At 36.7% G+C, this 20,028-nt stretch carries 37 protein-coding genes and 1 rRNA gene; all 38 read left to right on the forward strand.

Features of this window, described 5'->3' with window-relative positions; translation table 11 throughout:
• Window positions 1-144: 144 nt before the first annotated feature.
• Entirely contained in the window at window positions 145-453 is a 309-nt protein-coding gene (rpsJ, locus tag M663_RS0103450; RefSeq protein ID WP_003868559.1) for a 30S ribosomal protein S10, read from the forward strand.
• A gap of 83 nt (window positions 454-536) precedes the next feature.
• Window positions 537-1,169, forward strand: coding sequence for a 50S ribosomal protein L3 (gene rplC, locus M663_RS0103455; protein ID WP_029687936.1), 633 nt, complete (start codon window positions 537-539; stop codon window positions 1,167-1,169).
• Window positions 1,170-1,186: 17 nt separating this feature from the next.
• Entirely contained in the window at window positions 1,187-1,807 is a 621-nt protein-coding gene (gene rplD / locus M663_RS0103460; RefSeq protein WP_029687937.1) for a 50S ribosomal protein L4, read from the forward strand.
• Window positions 1,807-2,100, forward strand: a complete 294-nt coding sequence (gene rplW / locus M663_RS0103465) for a 50S ribosomal protein L23 (RefSeq protein WP_003868562.1) — start codon at window positions 1,807-1,809, stop codon at window positions 2,098-2,100. The genes rplD and rplW overlap by 1 nt, the downstream gene beginning before the upstream one ends.
• 23 nt (window positions 2,101-2,123) lie before the next feature.
• A complete protein-coding gene (gene rplB / locus M663_RS0103470) occupies window positions 2,124-2,951 on the forward strand; it encodes a 50S ribosomal protein L2 (protein ID WP_003868563.1) in 828 nt (275 codons plus the stop codon).
• A 22-nt stretch (window positions 2,952-2,973) separates the two neighbouring features.
• Window positions 2,974-3,255 (forward strand): 30S ribosomal protein S19, encoded by a 282-nt coding sequence (rpsS, locus tag M663_RS0103475; protein WP_029687938.1) that lies wholly within the window; start codon window positions 2,974-2,976, stop codon window positions 3,253-3,255.
• A gap of 17 nt (window positions 3,256-3,272) precedes the next feature.
• Complete coding sequence (rplV, locus tag M663_RS0103480) at window positions 3,273-3,608, forward strand: 50S ribosomal protein L22 (RefSeq protein ID WP_029687939.1); 336 nt, start codon at window positions 3,273-3,275, stop codon at window positions 3,606-3,608.
• A 13-nt stretch (window positions 3,609-3,621) separates the two neighbouring features.
• The gene (gene rpsC, locus M663_RS0103485; RefSeq protein WP_029687940.1) at window positions 3,622-4,287 is read left to right on the forward strand and encodes a 30S ribosomal protein S3; all 666 of its coding nucleotides are present in this window, start codon (window positions 3,622-3,624) and stop codon (window positions 4,285-4,287) included.
• 3 nt (window positions 4,288-4,290) lie between these two features.
• On the forward strand, window positions 4,291-4,725 hold the full coding sequence (gene rplP / locus M663_RS0103490; RefSeq protein ID WP_003868567.1) for a 50S ribosomal protein L16: 435 nt from the start codon (window positions 4,291-4,293) through the stop codon (window positions 4,723-4,725).
• Window positions 4,715-4,924, forward strand: a complete 210-nt coding sequence (gene rpmC / locus M663_RS0103495) for a 50S ribosomal protein L29 (protein ID WP_003868568.1) — start codon at window positions 4,715-4,717, stop codon at window positions 4,922-4,924. The genes rplP and rpmC overlap by 11 nt, the downstream gene beginning before the upstream one ends.
• Before the next feature lie 17 nt (window positions 4,925-4,941).
• Window positions 4,942-5,196, forward strand: a complete 255-nt coding sequence (rpsQ, locus tag M663_RS0103500; RefSeq protein WP_029687941.1) for a 30S ribosomal protein S17 — start codon at window positions 4,942-4,944, stop codon at window positions 5,194-5,196.
• 21 nt (window positions 5,197-5,217) lie between these two features.
• Complete coding sequence (gene rplN, locus M663_RS0103505; protein WP_003868570.1) at window positions 5,218-5,586, forward strand: 50S ribosomal protein L14; 369 nt, start codon at window positions 5,218-5,220, stop codon at window positions 5,584-5,586.
• A 12-nt stretch (window positions 5,587-5,598) separates the two neighbouring features.
• The gene (gene rplX / locus M663_RS0103510; RefSeq protein WP_029687942.1) at window positions 5,599-5,922 is read left to right on the forward strand and encodes a 50S ribosomal protein L24; all 324 of its coding nucleotides are present in this window, start codon (window positions 5,599-5,601) and stop codon (window positions 5,920-5,922) included.
• A gap of 23 nt (window positions 5,923-5,945) precedes the next feature.
• On the forward strand, window positions 5,946-6,485 hold the full coding sequence (gene rplE, locus M663_RS0103515) for a 50S ribosomal protein L5 (protein ID WP_029687943.1): 540 nt from the start codon (window positions 5,946-5,948) through the stop codon (window positions 6,483-6,485).
• Between the two features lie 16 nt (window positions 6,486-6,501).
• Entirely contained in the window at window positions 6,502-6,687 is a 186-nt protein-coding gene (locus tag M663_RS0103520) for a type Z 30S ribosomal protein S14 (RefSeq protein ID WP_003868573.1), read from the forward strand.
• Window positions 6,688-6,705: 18 nt separating this feature from the next.
• Window positions 6,706-7,104 carry a 30S ribosomal protein S8 gene (gene rpsH / locus M663_RS0103525; protein ID WP_003868574.1) on the forward strand — a complete coding sequence of 133 codons (399 nt, stop codon included), beginning with the start codon at window positions 6,706-6,708 and terminating at the stop codon, window positions 7,102-7,104.
• Between the two features lie 22 nt (window positions 7,105-7,126).
• The gene (gene rplF, locus M663_RS0103530; protein ID WP_029687944.1) at window positions 7,127-7,669 is read left to right on the forward strand and encodes a 50S ribosomal protein L6; all 543 of its coding nucleotides are present in this window, start codon (window positions 7,127-7,129) and stop codon (window positions 7,667-7,669) included.
• 11 nt (window positions 7,670-7,680) lie between these two features.
• Window positions 7,681-8,046, forward strand: coding sequence for a 50S ribosomal protein L18 (gene rplR / locus M663_RS0103535; protein WP_029687946.1), 366 nt, complete (start codon window positions 7,681-7,683; stop codon window positions 8,044-8,046).
• A 16-nt stretch (window positions 8,047-8,062) separates the two neighbouring features.
• On the forward strand, window positions 8,063-8,566 hold the full coding sequence (gene rpsE, locus M663_RS0103540; protein WP_003868577.1) for a 30S ribosomal protein S5: 504 nt from the start codon (window positions 8,063-8,065) through the stop codon (window positions 8,564-8,566).
• Window positions 8,567-8,593: 27 nt separating this feature from the next.
• Window positions 8,594-9,037, forward strand: coding sequence for a 50S ribosomal protein L15 (gene rplO / locus M663_RS0103545; RefSeq protein WP_003868578.1), 444 nt, complete (start codon window positions 8,594-8,596; stop codon window positions 9,035-9,037).
• Window position 9,038: 1 nt separating this feature from the next.
• On the forward strand, window positions 9,039-10,295 hold the full coding sequence (secY, locus tag M663_RS0103550; RefSeq protein ID WP_029687947.1) for a preprotein translocase subunit SecY: 1,257 nt from the start codon (window positions 9,039-9,041) through the stop codon (window positions 10,293-10,295).
• A 13-nt stretch (window positions 10,296-10,308) separates the two neighbouring features.
• On the forward strand, window positions 10,309-10,962 hold the full coding sequence (locus M663_RS0103555) for an adenylate kinase (RefSeq protein WP_029687948.1): 654 nt from the start codon (window positions 10,309-10,311) through the stop codon (window positions 10,960-10,962).
• Complete coding sequence (gene map / locus M663_RS0103560; protein WP_003868581.1) at window positions 10,959-11,705, forward strand: type I methionyl aminopeptidase; 747 nt, start codon at window positions 10,959-10,961, stop codon at window positions 11,703-11,705. Before M663_RS0103555 ends, map begins: the two co-directional genes overlap by 4 nt.
• A 15-nt stretch (window positions 11,706-11,720) precedes the next feature.
• The gene (locus M663_RS0103565; RefSeq protein WP_012268995.1) at window positions 11,721-11,987 is read left to right on the forward strand and encodes a KOW domain-containing RNA-binding protein; all 267 of its coding nucleotides are present in this window, start codon (window positions 11,721-11,723) and stop codon (window positions 11,985-11,987) included.
• A 24-nt stretch (window positions 11,988-12,011) separates the two neighbouring features.
• Complete coding sequence (gene infA, locus M663_RS0103570; protein ID WP_003868583.1) at window positions 12,012-12,230, forward strand: translation initiation factor IF-1; 219 nt, start codon at window positions 12,012-12,014, stop codon at window positions 12,228-12,230.
• Window positions 12,231-12,246: 16 nt separating this feature from the next.
• Window positions 12,247-12,360 carry a 50S ribosomal protein L36 gene (rpmJ, locus tag M663_RS0103575; RefSeq protein WP_003373491.1) on the forward strand — a complete coding sequence of 38 codons (114 nt, stop codon included), beginning with the start codon at window positions 12,247-12,249 and terminating at the stop codon, window positions 12,358-12,360.
• A gap of 11 nt (window positions 12,361-12,371) precedes the next feature.
• Complete coding sequence (gene rpsM, locus M663_RS0103580) at window positions 12,372-12,740, forward strand: 30S ribosomal protein S13 (RefSeq protein ID WP_003868584.1); 369 nt, start codon at window positions 12,372-12,374, stop codon at window positions 12,738-12,740.
• 18 nt (window positions 12,741-12,758) lie between these two features.
• Window positions 12,759-13,151 carry a 30S ribosomal protein S11 gene (rpsK, locus tag M663_RS0103585; protein WP_003868585.1) on the forward strand — a complete coding sequence of 131 codons (393 nt, stop codon included), beginning with the start codon at window positions 12,759-12,761 and terminating at the stop codon, window positions 13,149-13,151.
• Between the two features lie 12 nt (window positions 13,152-13,163).
• Window positions 13,164-13,784 carry a 30S ribosomal protein S4 gene (gene rpsD / locus M663_RS0103590; RefSeq protein WP_029687949.1) on the forward strand — a complete coding sequence of 207 codons (621 nt, stop codon included), beginning with the start codon at window positions 13,164-13,166 and terminating at the stop codon, window positions 13,782-13,784.
• Between the two features lie 48 nt (window positions 13,785-13,832).
• Window positions 13,833-14,780: a DNA-directed RNA polymerase subunit alpha gene (locus M663_RS0103595; protein WP_029687950.1), complete on the forward strand. Its 948-nt coding sequence runs from the start codon at window positions 13,833-13,835 to the stop codon at window positions 14,778-14,780.
• A gap of 13 nt (window positions 14,781-14,793) precedes the next feature.
• Window positions 14,794-15,132, forward strand: a complete 339-nt coding sequence (gene rplQ / locus M663_RS0103600; RefSeq protein WP_003868588.1) for a 50S ribosomal protein L17 — start codon at window positions 14,794-14,796, stop codon at window positions 15,130-15,132.
• 82 nt (window positions 15,133-15,214) lie between these two features.
• A complete protein-coding gene (locus M663_RS0103605; protein WP_003868589.1) occupies window positions 15,215-16,048 on the forward strand; it encodes an energy-coupling factor transporter ATPase in 834 nt (277 codons plus the stop codon).
• The gene (locus tag M663_RS0103610) at window positions 16,039-16,899 is read left to right on the forward strand and encodes an energy-coupling factor transporter ATPase (RefSeq protein ID WP_003868590.1); all 861 of its coding nucleotides are present in this window, start codon (window positions 16,039-16,041) and stop codon (window positions 16,897-16,899) included. The genes M663_RS0103605 and M663_RS0103610 overlap by 10 nt, the downstream gene beginning before the upstream one ends.
• Window positions 16,892-17,698 carry an energy-coupling factor transporter transmembrane component T gene (locus tag M663_RS0103615; RefSeq protein ID WP_003868591.1) on the forward strand — a complete coding sequence of 269 codons (807 nt, stop codon included), beginning with the start codon at window positions 16,892-16,894 and terminating at the stop codon, window positions 17,696-17,698. Before M663_RS0103610 ends, M663_RS0103615 begins: the two co-directional genes overlap by 8 nt.
• Window positions 17,699-17,700: 2 nt before the next feature.
• Window positions 17,701-18,435, forward strand: coding sequence for a tRNA pseudouridine(38-40) synthase TruA (truA, locus tag M663_RS0103620; RefSeq protein WP_003868592.1), 735 nt, complete (start codon window positions 17,701-17,703; stop codon window positions 18,433-18,435).
• 88 nt (window positions 18,436-18,523) lie between these two features.
• The gene (gene rplM / locus M663_RS0103625) at window positions 18,524-18,955 is read left to right on the forward strand and encodes a 50S ribosomal protein L13 (RefSeq protein ID WP_003868593.1); all 432 of its coding nucleotides are present in this window, start codon (window positions 18,524-18,526) and stop codon (window positions 18,953-18,955) included.
• A gap of 14 nt (window positions 18,956-18,969) precedes the next feature.
• Window positions 18,970-19,362, forward strand: a complete 393-nt coding sequence (gene rpsI, locus M663_RS0103630; protein WP_003868594.1) for a 30S ribosomal protein S9 — start codon at window positions 18,970-18,972, stop codon at window positions 19,360-19,362.
• 324 nt (window positions 19,363-19,686) lie between these two features.
• Window positions 19,687-20,028, forward strand: a 16S ribosomal RNA gene (locus M663_RS0103635); the annotation flags it as partial.

Below are 20,028 nucleotides of genomic sequence, written 5' to 3' on the forward strand. Positions count from 1 at the left end.
TGATATGTCAAGTCTTGCAATGATTTAGAACTTGAGATAAAATATTAAAGCTGGTTTGTAGGTAAGATTTTTTTTTGACAATAAAACGCCTGGATATGTGGATATAGAAAAGTGTTGAGGATTGATAGAAGGAGGGAAAGTAAAATGCCCAAGCAAAAAATTCGCATACGTTTAAAGGCTTTTGACCATGCTATTTTAGATCAATCGGCTCAAAAGATAGTGGAGACTGCAAAGAGGACAGGTGCTGAGGTTTCTGGGCCTATTCCATTGCCAACAGAAAAAGATATAATAACCATTTTGAGAGCTCCTCACAAATATAAAGATTCAAGAGAGCAATTTGAGATAAGAACTCATAAGAGATTAATTGATATTTTGAACCCAACACCTAAGACAGTAGATGCTCTTATGAGATTAGATTTACCATCTGGTGTAGATATTGAAATAAAACTGTAAAAGGCAGCAAGTGAAAAAGCAAGAAAATAAAAAAGAAATTAAGACGCAAAAGCGTCCGCTGATTTCAGGAGGTGGATAAAATAATGAAAAAAGGTATTTTAGGTAGAAAGCATGGGATGACACAAATATTTAATGAAAAGGGTGAAGTCATTCCAGTAACAGTGATTGAAGCTGGTCCTTGTGTTGTTGTTCAGAAAAAAACCGTTGAGGCTGATGGATACAATGCTATTCAAGTGGGTTTTGGAGATGTTAAAGAGAAAAGACTTACAAAACCTTTAATAGGGCATTTTAAAAAAGCAGGAGTGCCTTTTAAAAGGTATTTAAGGGAGTTTAGGCTAGATGACATAAGTGGATATGGAGTAGGGAGCGAAATAAAGGTAGATATTTTTAAACCAGGAGATAAAGTAGATGTAACAGGTATTTCGAAAGGTAAAGGCTTTGCAGGTGTTGTAAAAAGATATGGGGCTAATAGAGGACCTATGTCTCACGGTTCCAAATATCATAGAAGAGTGGGTTCGATGGGTGCTACCACAGACCCAGGAAGAACTTTTAAAGGGAAAATTATGCCTGGGCATATGGGACATGAAAGAGTGACTATACAAAATCTCGAAGTTGTAAAAGTTGACCCTGAATTAAATTTATTGTTAGTAAAAGGATCAGTGCCAGGACCTAAAGGTTCCTTGCTCATTATAAAAGATTCTGTAAAGAGCAAGTGATGAAAGGAGGAAGAAAGATGCCTAAGGTAGCGGTTTACAACGTAAAAGGGGAACAGGTAGGAGAAATAGAGCTAAAGGATTCAGTTTTTGGCGTACCGGTAAATGTTCCTGTTATGCATGAAGCTGTGTTAAATTATTTGGCAAATCAAAGGCAAGGTACCCATTCGACAAAGACCCGCGGTGAAGTTCGTGGCGGCGGAAGAAAGCCTTGGAGACAAAAGGGAACAGGAAGAGCACGTCAAGGAAGCATAAGAGCTCCTCAATGGATTAAAGGAGGCATTGTCTTTGGGCCAAAACCAAGAGATTACAGCTATAAATTGCCTAAAAAAGTAAAAAGATTAGCTTTAAAATCTGCTCTTTCATCTAAAGTTAGAGATAACGAGATAATTGTATTAGATGAATTCAAATTAGATCAGCCAAAAACTAAAAGAGTTGTTGAGCTTCTTAAGAATTTTAATGTTGATAGTGCGTTAATAGTAGTACCTGAAGGGGAAAAGAACGTAGAACTTTCTGCAAGAAATATACCAGGGGTAAAAACTTTATATGCTAATTATTTGAATACCTATGACATTTTAAAATACGACAAGTTTATCATAACAAAGGATGCCGTGGGCATAGTCGAGGAGGTGTACGCCTAATGGAGGCACGCGACATTATAATACGCCCAGTAATAACTGAAAAAAGCATGAACCTCATGAGTGAGAGAAAATATACTTTTATTGTGGATAAAAGAGCAAATAAAATTCAAATAAAGAAAGCTGTAGAAGATATATTTGGTGTCAAAGTTGATAAAGTGTATACAATGAATTATAAGGGAAAGCCAAAGAGAATGGGAAAATATGAAGGAAGGACAGAAGCTTACAAAAAAGCAATAGTTAAACTTACTCCAGACAGCAAAGGTATCGAATTCTTCGAAGGATTGCAGGCATAATTTTAGGTTAAGGAGGGAAAGAAATGGGAATAAAATCTTTTAAGCCGACATCTCCCGGCAGACGTCAAATGACAGTATTGACTTTTGAGGAAGTTACTAAGGATAAACCAGAGAAATCCTTAGTTGTTACTTTAACTAAAACAGGTGGAAGAAATGTATATGGAAGAATTACTGTCAGACATCGCGGTGGCGGACATAAGAGAAAATATAGGATTATAGATTTTAAAAGAGATAAGGACGGAATACCAGGAAAAGTAGCTGCTATTGAGTACGATCCAAATAGAACAGCTTATATTGCACTTATACATTATTTAGATGGAGAAAAAAGATATATCATTGCTCCTTATGGACTAAAAGTAGGGGATATAATAGAATCTGGGGAAAATGTAGACATTAAAGTAGGGAATGCTTTACCTTTGAGAAATATTCCAGTAGGTACAATAATCCATAACATTGAGCTTATACCAGGGAAAGGTGGACAATTAGTGAGAGCGGCAGGTACAGCGGCGCAGCTTATGGCTAAAGAAGGGGATTATGTTCAAGTTAGAATGCCTTCAGGAGAAATTAGATTGATAAAGGCTGACTGTCGTGCAACCATTGGACAAGTATCAAATTTAGACCATGAAAATGTAAAGATAGGTAAAGCAGGAAGGTCAAGATGGCTTGGAATAAGACCGACTGTTAGAGGTTCAGCTATGAATCCGGTTGACCATCCACATGGTGGTGGTGAGGGTAAAGCGCCTATCGGACATCCAGGGCCACTTACACCATGGGGCAAGCCTGCATTGGGTTATAAGACACGTAAGAAAGGCAAAGCTTCGGATAAATTCATTATAAGAAGACGAAAATAGTTAGTGAAAGGAGGTCAATGCCTTGAGCAGATCTGTAAAAAAAGGTCCCTATGTTGATCAAAAACTTCTTAAAAAGATTGTTGAAATGAATAAAAAGAATGAGAAAAAAGTAATTAAAACATGGTCAAGAAGTTCAACTATTGTGCCAGAAATGGTTGGACATACAATAGCTGTTCATGACGGCAGAAAGCATGTACCTGTATATATAACTGAAGCGATGGTTGGGCACAAGTTAGGAGAATTTGCTCCTACTCGAACCTTCCACGGACATGCTGATACTGAAAAAACTTCCAAAGTTAAATAGGCAAAGGAGGAGATAACGTGGAGGCAAGGGCAATAGCGAGATATGTAAGAATTTCGCCTCGAAAGGTAAGACTAGTTCTTAACCTGATTCGTGGCAAGCATGTAGATGAAGCCTTAACTATTTTAAGGTTTACTCCCAAAAGAGCCTCAGGTATAGTTGCCAAGGTACTTAAATCAGCCATTGCTAATGCTGAAAATAACCATGGAATGAATAGAGATAATCTTTATGTAGCAAAGGCTGTGGCAGATGAAGGCCCTACAATGAAGAGAGTTTTCCCAAGAGCGATGGGAAGAGCAGATATTATTAGAAAGAGAACCAGTCATATAACGATAGTCGTGAAGGAAAAAGAATAAAGGAGGGATATGCGTGGGCCAAAAGGTACATCCATATGGACTTAGAGTTGGAGTTACACAAGATTGGCTAGCTAAGTGGTATGCTGATGACAAAAATTTTTCAAAACTCTTAATAGAAGACATTAAAATAAGAAACTATATAAAAGAAAAGCTGTATACAGCTGGGATTCCTAAAATAGTTATTGAGAGAGCTTCCAATAGAATAAAAATAGATATTCATGCTGCAAAACCGGGAATGGTAATTGGCAAAGGTGGAACAGGCATTGACAAGTTAAGAGAAGAATTGGAAAAGATGACCAATAAGACAGTTATCCTTAATATTGTGGAAGTCAAAACTCCCGAACTTAGTGCGCAATTAGTAGCTGAGAATATTGCAGCTCAAATTGAAAAAAGGATATCCTATAGAAGGGCTATGAAACAAGCCATAGCAAGAGCGATGAAATTGGGTGCTAAGGGTATCAAGATTGCTTGTTCAGGCAGACTTGCTGGTGCGGAAATTGCTCGTACTGAAAGGTATCATGAAGGGATTGTGCCACTTCAAACTTTAAGAGCGGATATTGACTATGGCTTTGCAGAGGCAAACACCACTTATGGGAAAATAGGAGTAAAAGTTTGGATAAATAAAGGAGAGATACTGCCACAGCCTAAAAAGCAGGTAACTGCGGAAGGAGGTAAGTAAAACATGTTAATGCCAAAAAGAGTAAAATACAGAAAACAACAGCGAGGCAGAATAAAAGGGAATGCTACTCGTGGTAATACCCTGACTTATGGAGAATATGGGTTGCAAGCGCTGGAACCTGGTTGGATTACAGCCACCCAAATTGAGGCAGCTAGGGTTGCAATGACGAGGTTTATAAAAAGAGGCGGGAAAGTGTGGATAAAAATTTTCCCTGATAAGCCTGTTACTAAAAAACCTGCCGAAACTCGTATGGGTTCAGGGAAGGGGTCACCAGAATTTTGGGTAGCAGTTGTAAAGCCAGGTAGAGTTCTTTTTGAAATAGCTGGGGTATCAGAAGAAGTTGCAAAAGAGGCTTTAAGGCTTGCAATGCATAAACTGCCTATAAAGACAAAATTTTTAAAACGTGAAGAATTGGGTGGTGAAGATAATGAAAGCTAGGGAAATAAGAGAGCTTACCAATGAGGAATTGCTTCAAAAGCTTTCTGACTTAAAAGCAGAACTTTTTAATTTGAGGTTTCAACTTGCTACCGGTCAATTAGATAATCCTATGAGGATAAGAGATGTTAGAAAGACAATTGCGAGAATAAAGACAATTTTGAGAGAGCGGGAATTAGGTATTAGACAAAATAAAGCATAAGGAAGGAGGGTATTCACTTGGAAAGAGGCCACAGGAAGGTTAGAATTGGGACAGTTGTAAGCAATAAAATGCAAAAAACTATTGTAGTTGCTGTAGAAGACAGAGTAAGACATCCTCTTTATGGAAAGACAATAAAAAGAACCAAAAAGTTCAAAGTTCACGATGAAAATAATGCATGCAATGTTGGAGATATAGTAAAGATAATGGAAACAAGACCACTTAGCAAAGAAAAAAGATGGAGATTAGTTGAAATAGTTAAAAGAGCTGAATAATTTGAAAGGAGGTAAACTCAAATGATTCAACCTCAAACTCGATTGAAAGTAGCAGATAATACAGGTGCAAAAGAAATTATGTGTATTCGCTTAGAGGGCGGTTCAAATAGAAAGTTTTCAAATGTAGGAGATGTAATAGTTGCTTCTGTAAAAAGTGCAACACCCGGTGGTGTTGTAAAAAAAGGGGAAGTTGTTAAGGCGGTAATTGTAAGGACTAAGAAGGGGATTGCTCGAAAAGATGGCACTTATATAAGATTTGACGATAATGCTGCGGTTATTATACGAGATGATAAACAGCCAAGAGGTACGCGTATTTTTGGACCAGTCGCAAGAGAATTAAGAGAAAAAGATTTTATGAAAATTATATCTTTGGCTCCTGAAGTGCTTTAAGGAGGGTTGAAAATGGCACAAAATAAATTACACGTAAAAAAGGGAGACATGGTTGTAGTAATTTCAGGTAAAGATAAAGGAAAAAAGGGTAAAGTATTACAAGCTTTTCCTAAAGAAGGCAAAGTAATTGTAGAAGGTGTCAATATTGTTACAAAACACAGGAAATCGACAAGTCCGCAAAAACCAGGTGGAATAATTCACCAAGAGGCGCCAATTTACAGTTCGAAGGTTATGCTCTATTGTGAAAATTGTGGAAGAGGAGTTCGTTATGGGGTTAAAATCCTCGAAAATGGCGAAAAAGTACGTTACTGCAAGAGGTGCAATGAAACGCTATAATTATAAAAGGAAGGAGGCTCATTATGTCCAGGCTTAGAGAAAAATACGAAAAAGAGGTTGTGCCAGCGCTTATGGAACGTTTTGGCTATAAAAATATAATGCAGGTTCCTAAAGTTGAAAAAGTTGTTATAAATATAGGTGTGGGTGAGGCAAAAGAAAATCCTAAAGCGCTGGAAGCAGCAGTCAATGATTTGACAATGATTGCGGGTCAAAAACCAGTTATCACAAGAGCTAAAAGGTCAATCGCAAATTTCAAAATTCGTCAAGGAATGCCAATTGGAGTAAAAGTTACTTTGCGCGGGGAAAGAATGTATGAATTTATGGATAAACTTTTCAATATAGCTTTGCCTCGTGTGAGAGATTTCAAAGGAGTTTCTCCTAATTCTTTCGATGGAAGAGGAAATTATGCCTTAGGAATTAAAGAGCAGTTAATTTTTCCTGAAATTGACTATGATAAGATAGATAAGATAAGAGGAATGGATATAATTATTGTTACAACTGCTAAAACTGATGAAGAAGCGAAGGGATTGTTAGAACTTTTAGGCATGCCATTTGCAAAGTAAAGGAGGGTAAAATTATATGGCAAGGAAGGCTTTGATAGTAAAGCAGCAAAAGCCTCAAAAATACAAGACGAGAGAATACAATAGGTGCAAAATTTGTGGCAGACCTCATGCGTACTTGAGGAAATTTGGAATGTGCCGCATATGCTTTAGAAAGTATGCCCATCAAGGGATGATACCAGGTGTTAAAAAAGCAAGTTGGTAAAAGAGGGGAGGTAGTACAATGGTAATGACAGATCCTATAGCAGATATGTTAACACGAATAAGAAATGCGAATATAGCAAGACATGAAACAGTGGAAATACCTGCTTCAAACATGAAAAGGGCTATTGCAATGATTATGCTAAAAGAAGGGTTTATAAAATCAGTAGAAGAAATAGATGATGGAAAAGGTGGCATTCTCAAACTAACATTAAAATATGGCCCTAACAAAGAAAGAGTTATATCTGGTTTGAAAAGAATAAGCAAACCAGGTTTGAGAGTATATGCGAGACACGACGAATTACCACGGGTATTAGGAGGGTTAGGAATAGCAATTATATCAACTTCAAAAGGTATTATGACAGATAAGGAAGCAAGAAAAGCAGGGGTTGGAGGAGAAGTTATTTGCTACATTTGGTGATTTCAATAAGGAGGTGTGGTCAGTGTCTAGAATAGGAAAATTGCCTATAGATATACCAAAAGGGGTAGAGGTCAAAGTAACTCCTGACAATGTAGTTACTGTAAAAGGAAGCAAAGGTAATCTAGAAAAAAAGTTTCCGTCGATTGTAAATATAGAAGTAAAAGATAATCAAGTGATTGTAACGCGAAAAGGTGATGACAAGGAAGAAAAAGCAATGCACGGAACTACAAGAGCAATAATTGCAAATATGATAAAGGGCGTGACTGAAGGATTTGAAAAAGTTTTGGAAATTGTAGGAATTGGATATCGTGCTGCGAAACAAGGGAAGAAGTTAGTATTGAATGTGGGGTATTCTCATCCGGTAGAAATAGAAGAAGAACCTGGAATTGAAATTATTCTGGAAGGAAATAACAAGATAATTGTAAGAGGTGCAGACAAAGAAAAAGTTGGCCAGGTTGCTGCAAACATCAGAAGAGTTCGTGAACCTGATGCTTATCAGGGCAAGGGCATAAGATATGCAGGAGAAGTTGTAAGATTAAAAGAAGGCAAAACTGGTAAGAAGTAAGGGGTGAGATGATGATTACAAAGCCAAATAGGAACGAATTAAGAAAAAGACGTCATTTAAGAGTAAGAAAAAAAGTTTTTGGAACACCAGAAAGACCACGTCTTAATGTTTTTAGAAGTTTGAAACATATTTATGCGCAAATTATAGACGATACTAAAGGGTATACTCTTGTTCATGCTTCTACGCTAGATCCTGAGCTTAGAAGTATTGCAAAAGGAGCAAATAAGCAGTCTGCTAAATTGGTAGGAGAGCTGATTGCAAAGAGAGCATTAGAAAAAGGCATAAAAGATGTTGTATTCGACAGGGGTGGCTATATTTATCATGGTGTAGTAAAGGAATTGGCAGATGCTGCACGACAAGCAGGATTAAATTTTTAAACAAGGAGGGAAATGAATGGCTCGAGTTGATTGGACAAAGTTAGATTTAAAAGAAAGGGTTGTAAGCATAAATCGTGTTTCAAAAGTTGTAAAAGGTGGTAAAAACTTTAGATTTAGCGTCACAGTAGTAGTTGGGGATGCAGAAAGGGGCTATGTAGGAGTAGGAAGAGGTAAAGCTGCAGAAATCCCAGATGCAATTAGAAAAGCTATAGAGGATGCGAAAAAACACTTAATTAAAGTTCCAATTGTAGGAACTACTATTCCTCATGAAGTCATAGGGGAATTTGGCGCTGGAAAAGTACTTTTGAAACCGGCAAGAGAAGGTACTGGTGTTATTGCAGGGGGACCAGTTCGTGCTGTTTTGGAATCTGCAGGTATAAAAGACGTTTTAACTAAATCACTTGGTTCTTCCAATGCAACTAATATGGTTTATGCTACAATCGAAGGATTAAAAAGGCTGAGAACAGCTGAAGATGTGGCAAAATTGCGTGGAATTCCTGTAAGCCAATTGTTTGAATAAACATAAAGCAATGTAGGAGGTGCAAAGATGAGACTGCACGATTTAAAACCAGCTGAAGGAGCAAGACGTGAAAGAAAAAGAGTAGGAAGAGGAATAGGTTCTGGACATGGTAAAACTTCAGGCAGAGGACAAAAAGGACAAAAAGCAAGAAGTGGCGGTGGAGTGCGTCCGGGTTTTGAAGGAGGCCAAATGCCACTTACAAGAAGACTCCCTAAAAGAGGTTTTACTAATATATTCAAAAAAGAATATGCAATTGTAAATGTTGGAACTTTAGAAGAAAGGTTTGAGGATGGAGCGGTAATTACTCCAGAAGCTTTAATAGAAAGTGGTATAATTAAAGATGTAAAAGATGGGGTTAAGATATTGGGGGATGGTGATTTAAATAAAAAGTTTACGGTAAGGGCTCATAAATTCAGTCAAAGTGCTATTGAAAAAATACAAGCCGTTGGGGGAAAGGCAGAGGTGATTTAAAGTGTTTCAAACCCTTGTCAATGCTTGGAATGTTGATGATGTAAGGAAAAGGATACTTTATACTTTGGGGATGTTAGTAATCTTTAGATTAGGGTCCCATATTCCTGTGCCAGGAGTTGACCCAAAGCTGATTGCTCAAATACTTGGTCAAGGGCAATTGTTCGGATTTTTTGACATAATATCCGGTGGTGCTTTTCGAGAATTTACGATTTTTGCCATGAGCATTGTGCCTTACATTAACGCTTCAATTATAATGCAACTTTTGACAATAGCAATTCCCTCTCTTGAACAAATGGCAAAAGAAGGGGAAGAGGGAAGAAAGAAAATTGCTCAGTATACCAGATATTTAACAGTTGTACTTGCCTTGATACAAGCTATAGGAATGACAATTGGGCTAAAGAGAGCAGTTATCAATCCTACATTTTTTAACTTGACGGTCATTGTTATAACTTTGACGGCAGGTACTGCTTTTCTGATGTGGTTAGGTGAAAAAATTACTGAAAATGGAATAGGCAACGGAAGTTCATTAATAATTTTTGCGGGGATAATTTCTAGGATTCCTAACATGATATATCTGACAAGTGAATATATTCAAGCAGGTACTGCTAATATTTTTGGTGCTATTGCTTTTGTAGTAGCAGAGCTCATAATGATAGTGTTAATAATCTTAGCTACAGAAGGCCAAAGAAGAATTCCGGTGCAATATGCCAAAAGGGTTGTTGGCAGAAAAGTTTATGGTGGCCAAAGTACTCACATTCCTATAAGAATAAACATGGCAGGGGTTATTCCTATTATATTCGCTCTTTCACTATTACAGTTTCCGCAACAATTAGCAACCTTTTTCCCACGGTCGTCATTTTACAACTTTGTGCAAAAATGGCTTAGCACAAGTGGGCTAATATACAATATTTTAGATATATTATTGATAATAGGATTTACTTATTTCTATACAGCAGTAATCTTCAATCCAGTAGATGTCTCAGATAATTTAAAAAAATATGGTGGATTTATTCCTGGAATAAGGCCAGGGAAACCAACTACAGACTATCTTACAAGGGTATTGAATAGAGTTACTTTTGTAGGAGCATTATTCTTAGCATTTATTGCTACAATGCCAGTAATTTTAATGAATGTAACGGGGTTACAACTTTACTTTGGAGGTACAGCACTTTTAATAGCAGTTGGTGTGGCACTTGATACTATGAAACAAATTGAGGGACACCTTATCATGAGGAACTATCAAGGATTTTTGAAATAAAGGGGGAGGATTTATGAGAGTAATACTTTTAGGACCCCCAGGTGCTGGCAAAGGGACACAAGCTGTGAAAATTGCTAAGGAGTTTGACATTCCTCATATTTCGACAGGAGATATTTTTAGACAAAATTTAAGAGATAATACTGACTTAGGGAAACTAGCAAAAGAATACATGGACAAAGGCTTATTGGTCCCCGATGAGGTTACGAATAAAATAGTGGAAGATAGATTAGAAAAAGATGATTGCCAAAAAGGGTTTTTGTTAGACGGATATCCAAGAAATGTAACACAAGCGGAAGAATTGGATAGATTTTTGCAGCAAAAAGGAACCTATCTTGATTGCGTTCTAAACATTGAAGTTGAGGAAGATGCTTTGATAGAAAGGATTACTGGCAGAAGAGTATGTCCTAATTGCGGTGCGACTTATCACATAAAGACTTCTCCTCCTGCAGTCGACAATGTATGTGATAAATGTGGTGCACAACTTATACAGCGTTCAGATGATAAATTAGAATCAGTTGTAAAAAGATTAGAGGTTTATGAAAGTCAAACTAAGCCTTTGATTGAGTATTATACAAAGAAAAACACTTTAGTGAATATTGATGGAAATAAATCGGTAGAAGAAGTATTTGAAGATATAAAAAAGGCTTTGGGAGACAGAGGCAAATGATATATATTAAGTCTAAGAATGAAATTGATTTGATGAGAACAGCTGGCAAGGTAATAGCAAATCTCTTTGAGGTTTTAGAAAGGGCAATTAAGCCAGGAGTTACGACATTAGAGCTTGATAGAATTGCAGAAGAGTTTATAATAAAAAATGGTTGTAAACCTGCTTTCAAAGGTTTATACGGTTTTCCTGCTAGTATTTGCACTTCAATAAATGAAGAAGTAGTTCATGGAATACCAAGTTTAAGAAAACTTAAAGAAGGCGATATTATAAGTATAGACCTTGGAGCTACCTATAAAGGGTATAATGCAGATGCAGCAAGAACTTTCCTTGTTGGAGAGATATCAGAGGAAGCACAAAAATTGATTGAGGTCACAAAAAATAGCTTTTTTGAGGGTATAAAATATGCAAAAGAAGGGAATAGGTTATCGGATATTTCTTACGCAATACAAACTTATGTAGAAAGTCATGGCTTTTCAGTAGTAAGAGAATATGTGGGACATGGGATAGGTATAAAAATGCATGAGGATCCACAGATTCCTAATTTCGGTCCCCCTGGCAGAGGACCTAGATTAAAAAGAGGGATGTGCCTTGCTATAGAACCGATGGTAAATGCGGGACATTATGCCGTAAGAACATTAGAAGATAATTGGACAGTAGTCACTGTTGATGGTAGTTTATCTGCCCATTACGAAAATACTATTGTTATTACGGAGGGGGACCCAGAAATACTGACCATTTTATAAGAGGTGAATTTATTAATGGAAGACTTGCAAATTGGTCAGGTAGTGCGGAGCAAAGCAGGTCGCGACAAAGGCAGAGTTTTTGTAGTTGTAGGAAAGTTTGATGACCAACACGTTCTTGTAGCCGATGGGGACCTTCGAAAGATAGAAAAACCTAAGAAAAAAAAGTTTAAACATCTTCAGAGGTATAATGACGTGATTTGGCAGATTAAAGAAAAAATACTAAGGGGCGATAAAATAACTAATGAAGAAATCAGAAAATTTTTAGAACCTTATAAATCCTAAGTCAATAAGGAGGAATGGATATCCTTGGCAAAAGAAGATGTTATTGAAGTTGAGGGCACAGTGATAGAGGCTTTACCAAATGCCATGTTTCAAGTACAATTAGATAATGGGCATAAAGTATTAGCCCATGTATCTGGAAAATTGAGAATGAATTTTATACGAATACTTCCAGGAGACAGAGTAACAGTAGAGTTGTCTCCTTATGACTTGAGTCGTGGAAGAATAGTATGGCGTGGAAAGTGATAAGGAGGTATTGAAGATGAAGGTAAGACCATCTGTAAAACCTATTTGTGAAAAATGTAAAGTTATAAAAAGAAAAGGTAGAGTTATGGTAATTTGTGAAAATCCAAAGCATAAACAAAAACAAGGCTAGGAGGTGTGAAAATGGCGAGAATTGCAGGCGTTGACTTGCCAAGAGATAAACGAGTTGAAATCGCTTTGACATATATATATGGAATTGGCCGTTCTCGTTCAAATGAGATACTTGCTAAAGCAGGTGTAAATCCAGACACAAGAGTCAAGGATTTAACAGAAGAAGAAGTTTCTAGATTGAGAGAAATAATTGATAAAGAATACAAAGTTGAAGGCGACTTAAGAAAAGAAGTTGCCATGAATATCAAAAGATTAATGGATATAGGATGCTATAGAGGAATAAGGCACAAAAGAGGTTTACCCGTAAGAGGTCAAAGAACAAGGACTAATGCTAGAACGAGAAAAGGTCCAAGGAAAACTGTTGCTAAGAAGAAGAAGTAATAATAAGGAGGGGAAATAATGGCTAAAAGAGTAAAAAGAGCTGGCAGAAAACGCGAGAAAAAACACGTAGAAAGAGGAATTGCCCATATTCATTCTACGTTTAACAATACTATTGTGACTATAACGGATCCTGCTGGAAATACAATTTCTTGGGCAAGTGCTGGTACAATAGGCTTTAAAGGCTCAAGAAAATCAACTCCATTTGCAGCACAAATGGCGGCAGAATCAGCTGCAAAATCTGCAATGGAGCATGGTATGAAAACTGTAGATGTATATGTTAAAGGACCTGGTGCAGGTAGAGAAGCAGCAATAAGAGCTTTACAGGCTGCTGGCCTTGAAGTGAGTCTTATAAAAGATGTGACTCCAATTCCCCACAATGGCTGCAGACCACCTAAGAGGAGAAGAGTATAAGGAGGTGCGATTATGGGAAGATATATAGGACCAACTTGCAGATTGTGCAGAAGAGAAGGCATGAAATTATATTTAAAAGGAGATAAATGTTATACAGACAAATGTCCTTTTGCAAGAAGAGGATATGCACCAGGACAACATGGACAAGAAAAGAAAAAACTCACTAACTACGGCATGCAACTACGAGAAAAACAAAAACTCAAAAGGTACTATGGCGTTTTAGAGAGACAATTTGTCAGATATTATGAAGAAGCAGAAAGAATGAAAGGAATTACAGGTGAAAACTTATTGCAGCTTTTAGAAAGACGTCTTGACAATGTAGTGTTTAGATTGGGCTTTGCTGCGTCTAGACCACAAGCGAGACAATTGGTAAGCCATGGTCATATAGAAGTAAATGGTAAGAAAGTTGATATACCATCTTTCTTAGTAAAACCAGGGGATGTAATATCTGTGAGGGAAAAAAGCCGTTCAATGGAATTAATAAAGAATAATTTAGAAGTATCAAGAAACGTACCTGACTGGTTAGAACTCAATAAAGATGCTTTTGAAGGTAGAGTAGTTTCATTGCCGAGAAGAGAACATATAGATCTGCCTATTCAAGAGCACTTGATTGTTGAGTTATATTCTAAGTAATGATTATAATCGGTTACCCTCATAAAACAGTTAAAAGGAGGGTTCACAGTGTTTGAAATGATTGAACCAAAAATAGAGATTATTGAGCAGTCGGAAGATGGGACGTATGGAAAGTTTGTAGTAGAGCCTTTAGAAAGAGGATATGGCATAACTCTTGGAAATTCTTTAAGAAGAGTGCTTTTGTCCTCTCTTCCTGGTGCTGCTCCTAAATCTGTGAAGATAGATGGGGTATTACATGAATTTTCAACCCTACCAGGAGTTAAAGAGGATGTAGTAGAAATTATACTTAACCTTAAAGAAGTTGCAGTTAAATTGCATTCAGATGAACCAGTGGTAGGGCGCATAGATGTAGAAGGAAGAGGAGAAGTTACTGCAGGTCATATAAAAGGCAGTGCCGATATAGAAATTTTAAACCCTGACCATCATATAGCTACTTTAAGTGACGATGGTAAACTCCATATGGAGATTGTGTTTGTCAAAGGAAAGGGTTATGTGCCTTCAGATAAAAACAAAGAGCCTAACCAACCGATAGGCGTTATTCCAGTTGATTCTATTTTTACACCAGTAAAAAGGGTAAGCTACAATGTAGAAAATACTCGTGTAGGCCATGTTACAGACTATGATAAACTTACTTTGGAAGTATGGACAAATGGAACTATAACGCCTAAAGAAGCTATTAGTATGGCTTCTGACATGTTGATTAAGTACTTTCAAAAATTTATATCTTTTACTGGCGAATACAAAAGTTCAGATATTTTTGTGGACAAACCTGAGAAAAAAGTCGAGAAACCTCTTGATATGACAATTGAAGAATTAGACTTATCTGTTAGGTCCTATAATTGCTTAAAGAGAGCTGGAATAAATACAGTACAAGAGCTCACTCAAAAGACAGAAGAAGAGATGATGAAAGTCAGAAATTTGGGTAAAAAATCTTTAGAAGAGGTTAAACAAAAACTCGAAGCATTAGGACTTAGCTTAAAAAAGGCAGACGAATAAAGGAGGGTTGAAGGTGGGTTACAGAAAATTAGGCCGTCCTTCTGACCAGAGGAGGGCTATGCTTAGAAATTTAGTCACAGATTTTTTGAAATATGGCAGAATAACTACAACAGAGGCGCGAGCAAAAGAGGTTCGCAGCATTTCTGAAAAAATGATTACTCTCGGTAAAAGAGGCGATTTACACGCAAGAAGGCAGGCTTTAGCCTATATCTTAGATGAAAGTGTAGTAAAGAAGTTATTTGACGAAATAGCACCAAAATACAAAGACAGACAAGGTGGTTACACAAGAATTTTAAAACTTGGGCCTCGCAGAGGAGATGGCGCACCATTAGTAATTATTGAATTAGTGTAAGCAATCGAAGGGGTTAAGTTTGGTGCCGCAACTTAATCCCTATTTTTCATAAAGGAGTTTAACTTAAAAGAAGGTGTCCTTAATGGAACACGTAATAAATACACAAAATTTATCTTTTGAATATCATGCCGAAGAACAAACTCGACACCTAGTTTTAAAGGATATAAATTTACAGTTTGAAAAAGGACAGTTTATAGGGATAATTGGTCATAATGGGTCAGGCAAGTCAACACTTGCTAAACATTTTAATGCACTTTTATTGCCGACAGAAGGAAAAGTATATGTAAAAGGAATGGACACCAAGGATACAAATCATTTGTGGGATATAAGACAGGCTGCTGGGCTTGTTTTTCAAAATCCAGATAATCAAATAGTTGCTGCTATAGTTGAAGAGGATGTAGCTTTTGGTCCAGAAAATTTAGGGATTCCACCTGATGAAATAAGAGAAAGAGTTGAATATGCTCTTAAAGCGGTAGGTATGTGGGAATACAAAGATTATCCTCCTCACATGCTCTCAGGTGGACAAAAGCAAAGAGTTGCCATTGCTGGGATAATTGCAATGAAGCCAGAGTGCATAATTTTAGATGAACCAACGGCAATGCTTGACCCAATAGGAAGAAGGGAAGTCATTTCTACCATAAAAAAGCTCAACAAAGAAGATGGGATTACTGTAATACTCATAACACATTTTATGGAAGAAGTAGTAGATGCAGATAGAGTTATTGTAATGGATGATGGAAAAGTAGTGTTAGATGGTACTCCTAAAGAAGTATTTAAAGAAGTTACTCTTTTAAAAAAGATTGGCCTTAGTGTGCCCCAAGTTACAGAGTTGGCACACCAATTGAAGAGAGAAGGCTTTGACGTCCCTCTAGATATTTTAACAGTAGAAGAAATGGTGGAATTTTTATGCCGATAAAAGTAGAAAATTTAAGCTTTGTGTATAATGAAGGGACGCCATATGCTACTGTTGCTTTAAATAATGTTACTTTTGAAATACAGGATGAAGAGTTCGTGGGAATCATCGGGCACACAGGGTCGGGTAAATCTACGTTAATACAACATTTAAATGGGCTTTTAAAACCTACTTCAGGGAAAATATATATAAATGGAGTAGACATAACAGACAAAAAAGTCAGTTTGAAAGATGTACGAAAAGAAGTAGGATTAGTTTTTCAATATCCTGAATATCAACTTTTTGAAGAAACCATTTTTAAAGATATAGCCTTTGGCCCTACTAATTTGGGACTTAGCGAAGAAGAAATTGAAAAAAGAGTATATGAAGCAATGGATATTGTTGGAATCAGTAGAGAATTAGCAGATAAATCTCCTTTTGAAGTATCAGGTGGCCAAAAACGTAGGATTGCGATAGCAGGAATATTGGCGATGAAGCCTAAAATTTTGATATTAGATGAACCTACTGCAGGCCTTGATCCAAAGGGGAAGGAAGAGATTTTAAACAAAATTAAAGAAATTCATGATAAATATAAGATGATAACAATTTTGGTATCCCATAGCATGGAAGATATAGCTAGATTTGCAGATAAAATAATTGTGATGAACAAAGGAAGAATAGAAGTTATTGGAACTCCAAGAGAGGTATTTAGAGAAGCTGAAAAATTGGAAAAGATAGGATTAGGGGTACCACAAATAACTTCTCTCGCAAGAGAATTACAAAAAAAAGGCGTAGCAATTCCAGAAGATATATTAACAATTGAAGAAGCAAAGGAATATATAGTTCGTTATCTCAGGGGGACTAAAAATGTTTAGAAATATAACTATTGGGCAATATATCCCTGGTGATTCGGTAGTTCACAAGTTGGATCCGAGAATCAAAATAATTATCACTTTTATATTTATAGTAGCCACATTCTTGATAAATAAACTTTCAGGTTACCTTTTTGCGGTTTTTTACCTTTATTTGATAATAACAATTTCTAAAATACCTTTTAGCTATATTTTAAAAGGGTTAAGACCAGTTATTATAATTCTTTTACTGACAGTGAGTTTAAACATGTTTTTTACCCCTGGGGGAACGATATTATATACCTTAGGACCATTGAAAATTACTACTACTGGGTTGCGATTAGCTGTATTTATGGGATTGAGACTTATATTTTTGATTATCGGTACTTCACTACTTACTTTAACTACTTCTCCTATCTCTTTGACAGATGGAATAGAGCATATTTTAAAACCCTTTAGCCGTATAGGGGTACCGGCTCATGAGTTAGCAATGATGATGACAATTGCTTTAAGATTTATACCTACATTAATAGAAGAAGCAGAAAAAATTATGAAAGCTCAAATGGCAAGAGGAGCCGATTTTGAAAGTGGCAATATAGTAAAAAGGGCAAAAGGACTAGTGCCTCTTTTAGTACCGCTATTTATCAGTGCTTTCAGAAGAGCTGACGAATTAGCAGTTGCTATGGAATCTCGGTGCTATAGAGGCGGGCAAAATAGAACGCGAATGAAACAGCTTAAAATCCAACCGAGAGATTATCAAGCTTTAGCTGTGACCTTGATAATGGTATTGCTAATTGTATGGAATAGAGTTTGGACGTGGTAAAAATGAGAAACGTAATGATTGTAGTAGAATATGACGGGACCAATTATCACGGTTGGCAATACCAAAAGAATGCAGTGACAGTTCAGGAGGTATTGCAAAAAGCAATAAAGAAGGTAACAGGGGAAGAAGTTAATTTAATAGGTGCGAGTAGAACTGATACAGGTGTCCATGCTCTATATCAAGTAGCTAACTTTAAAACTAATACTAAAATACCTGCAGAAAAGCTGCCCTATGCTCTAAACAGTGTATTACCCGATGATATAGTAGTTGTCCAAGCAAAGGATGTGGAAGACTCTTTTCACGCTCGATATAGTGCAAAAAGGAAAAGATACAAATACATTATTCTTAATAGGAAATTTCAAATGCCCACAATGAGAAATTATTGTTGGCATATAAGTTATCCTTTAAATATAGAAGAAATGAAAAAAGCTGCTTCTTACTTAATTGGGACTCACGATTTTTCTGCTTTTAAAGCTTCAGGAAGTAGTAAAACAAGTACTATAAGGACAGTGTATGATTTAACTATTGAAAAAAATGAAGATTTTATCAACATTGAAATAGAAGCCAATGGTTTTTTGTATAACATGGTGCGAATAATTGTAGGTACACTGTCTTATGTAGGTCTTGGCAAAATAAAAGAAGACGAAGTTTATGATATTTTAAAATCAAAAGACAGAACAAAAGCGGGCATAACTGCCCCGCCACAAGGATTGTATTTAATAAAAATTATCTATTGACAGTTGCAGTACTGTGAATTAAAATAATATTATGCGAAATTGTGCCCTGTGCTGGAAATTTACCACGGATAAGGAGGTTATATAGAAGATGAAGTCATATATGGCTAAACCTGAAGAGGTCAAAAGAAAATGGTTTGTTATAGATGCTGAAGGTAAAGTCTTAGGAAGACTAGCAAGCCAAATTGCTAAAATACTAATGGGTAAGCATAAACCAACCTATACACCTCATGTAGATACAGGAGATTTTGTAATAGTTTTGAATGCTGAAAAAATTGTGTTGACAGGCAACAAATTAGAAGATAAGTATTACAAATATTATACAGGGTATCCTGGAGGATTAAAAGAGGTTCAGTATAAAAAATTAATGCAGACGAAACCAGAGTTTGTAATATACCACGCTGTAAAAGGCATGTTGCCTAAAAACAGACTCGGCCGCAGAATGATTAAAAGATTGAAAGTATATAGAGGCTCTGAGCATAAGCATCAAGCTCAAAAGCCTGAAAAATTAGACATAGAATGAAAGGAGGATATCTTATGGCAACAGTACAATATTACGGAACAGGAAGAAGAAAAGAAGCTGTAGCGAGAGTAAGGCTTATGCCTGGAAAGGGAAATATAATAATTAATAATAGACCTCTGGAGGAGTATTTTACATTAGATACTTTAAAGTATACTGTTAAACAACCTTTAATTTTAACAGAAACAATAGACAAATTCGATGTATACGCAAAAGTATCCGGAGGAGGACTTACAGGTCAAGCGGGAGCAGTAAGACTTGGTATTGCTCGTGCATTAGTAAAAGTTGATAGTGAATTAAGACCTATTTTGAAGAAAGCCGGATTCTTGACAAGAGATCCAAGAATGAAAGAAAGAAGAAAATACGGACTCAAAAAAGCAAGAAAAGCTCCCCAATTTTCAAAGAGATAAAAGAGCCTTTGGCTCTTTTTTTTGTTATGTAAAAACAACAAGAACAATCGTAATATAGAGAATTACTTAGTATTTTAAAGATATTAAAAGAAAAGAGCTGATATTTCAATAAAAAACGATAAAATAGCATTATATACTACTTGAGTCTATTAAAGAATCATGGTATATTATATTTCGTCGCTACTAAAGCGACAAAATCAAAGCGACAAAAGGACTTGACAGGAAGCTGAAGATTTGATAATATAGAGGAGCTGCGGTGAGGCAGAGAGGGACCTTGAAAAATGGACAGTGAGGCGGAAAAGGTGTAGAGAAGAGTAAGGAAATGGACCTGAGAGTTTGATCCTGGCTCAGGACGAACGCTGGCGGCGTGCCTAACACATGCAAGTCGAGCGGTCCGGCACTCAACTAAGTGCTTACTTAAGGGGAAGGAAGTATAGTAGAAGAAGAAGGTAATAAAAGTGATGCAAAGTAAGGTAAGCACGGAGTTGAGTGCCGGATAGCGGCGGACGGGTGAGTAACGCGTGGGCAACCTACCCTTAAGACCGGGATAACACCTCGAAAGGGGTGCTAATACTGGATAAGCTCCTTGTAGGGCATCCTATGAGGAGGGAAGGTAGCGGGAGCTACCGCTTAAGGATGGGCCCGCGTCCCATCAGCTAGTTGGTG

This window comes from Thermoanaerobacter sp. A7A (assembly GCF_000445185.1).
In the GTDB taxonomy this organism is placed as follows: domain Bacteria; phylum Bacillota; class Thermoanaerobacteria; order Thermoanaerobacterales; family Thermoanaerobacteraceae; genus Thermoanaerobacter.

Bases quoted from the DNA above. Each gene is read 5' to 3' on its own strand.
- rpsJ (WP_003868559.1), top strand. From the start codon at position 145: ATGCCCAAGCAAAAAATTCGCATACGTTTAAAGGCTTTTGACCATGCT.
- rplC (WP_029687936.1), top strand. From the start codon at position 537: ATGAAAAAAGGTATTTTAGGTAGAAAGCATGGGATGACACAAATATTT.
- rplD (WP_029687937.1), top strand. From the start codon at position 1,187: ATGCCTAAGGTAGCGGTTTACAACGTAAAAGGGGAACAGGTAGGAGAA.
- rplW (WP_003868562.1), top strand. From the start codon at position 1,807: ATGGAGGCACGCGACATTATAATACGCCCAGTAATAACTGAAAAAAGC.
- rplB (WP_003868563.1), top strand. From the start codon at position 2,124: ATGGGAATAAAATCTTTTAAGCCGACATCTCCCGGCAGACGTCAAATG.
- rplP (WP_003868567.1), top strand. From the start codon at position 4,291: ATGTTAATGCCAAAAAGAGTAAAATACAGAAAACAACAGCGAGGCAGA.
- rpmC (WP_003868568.1), top strand. From the start codon at position 4,715: ATGAAAGCTAGGGAAATAAGAGAGCTTACCAATGAGGAATTGCTTCAA.
- rplN (WP_003868570.1), top strand. From the start codon at position 5,218: ATGATTCAACCTCAAACTCGATTGAAAGTAGCAGATAATACAGGTGCA.
- rplX (WP_029687942.1), top strand. From the start codon at position 5,599: ATGGCACAAAATAAATTACACGTAAAAAAGGGAGACATGGTTGTAGTA.
- rplE (WP_029687943.1), top strand. From the start codon at position 5,946: ATGTCCAGGCTTAGAGAAAAATACGAAAAAGAGGTTGTGCCAGCGCTT.
- M663_RS0103520 (WP_003868573.1), top strand. From the start codon at position 6,502: ATGGCAAGGAAGGCTTTGATAGTAAAGCAGCAAAAGCCTCAAAAATAC.
- rpsH (WP_003868574.1), top strand. From the start codon at position 6,706: ATGGTAATGACAGATCCTATAGCAGATATGTTAACACGAATAAGAAAT.
- rplR (WP_029687946.1), top strand. From the start codon at position 7,681: ATGATTACAAAGCCAAATAGGAACGAATTAAGAAAAAGACGTCATTTA.
- rpsE (WP_003868577.1), top strand. From the start codon at position 8,063: ATGGCTCGAGTTGATTGGACAAAGTTAGATTTAAAAGAAAGGGTTGTA.
- rplO (WP_003868578.1), top strand. From the start codon at position 8,594: ATGAGACTGCACGATTTAAAACCAGCTGAAGGAGCAAGACGTGAAAGA.
- M663_RS0103555 (WP_029687948.1), top strand. From the start codon at position 10,309: ATGAGAGTAATACTTTTAGGACCCCCAGGTGCTGGCAAAGGGACACAA.
- map (WP_003868581.1), top strand. From the start codon at position 10,959: ATGATATATATTAAGTCTAAGAATGAAATTGATTTGATGAGAACAGCT.
- M663_RS0103565 (WP_012268995.1), top strand. From the start codon at position 11,721: ATGGAAGACTTGCAAATTGGTCAGGTAGTGCGGAGCAAAGCAGGTCGC.
- rpmJ (WP_003373491.1), top strand. From the start codon at position 12,247: ATGAAGGTAAGACCATCTGTAAAACCTATTTGTGAAAAATGTAAAGTT.
- rpsM (WP_003868584.1), top strand. From the start codon at position 12,372: ATGGCGAGAATTGCAGGCGTTGACTTGCCAAGAGATAAACGAGTTGAA.
- rpsK (WP_003868585.1), top strand. From the start codon at position 12,759: ATGGCTAAAAGAGTAAAAAGAGCTGGCAGAAAACGCGAGAAAAAACAC.
- rpsD (WP_029687949.1), top strand. From the start codon at position 13,164: ATGGGAAGATATATAGGACCAACTTGCAGATTGTGCAGAAGAGAAGGC.
- M663_RS0103605 (WP_003868589.1), top strand. From the start codon at position 15,215: ATGGAACACGTAATAAATACACAAAATTTATCTTTTGAATATCATGCC.
- M663_RS0103610 (WP_003868590.1), top strand. From the start codon at position 16,039: ATGCCGATAAAAGTAGAAAATTTAAGCTTTGTGTATAATGAAGGGACG.
- M663_RS0103615 (WP_003868591.1), top strand. From the start codon at position 16,892: ATGTTTAGAAATATAACTATTGGGCAATATATCCCTGGTGATTCGGTA.
- truA (WP_003868592.1), top strand. From the start codon at position 17,701: ATGAGAAACGTAATGATTGTAGTAGAATATGACGGGACCAATTATCAC.
- rplM (WP_003868593.1), top strand. From the start codon at position 18,524: ATGAAGTCATATATGGCTAAACCTGAAGAGGTCAAAAGAAAATGGTTT.
- rpsI (WP_003868594.1), top strand. From the start codon at position 18,970: ATGGCAACAGTACAATATTACGGAACAGGAAGAAGAAAAGAAGCTGTA.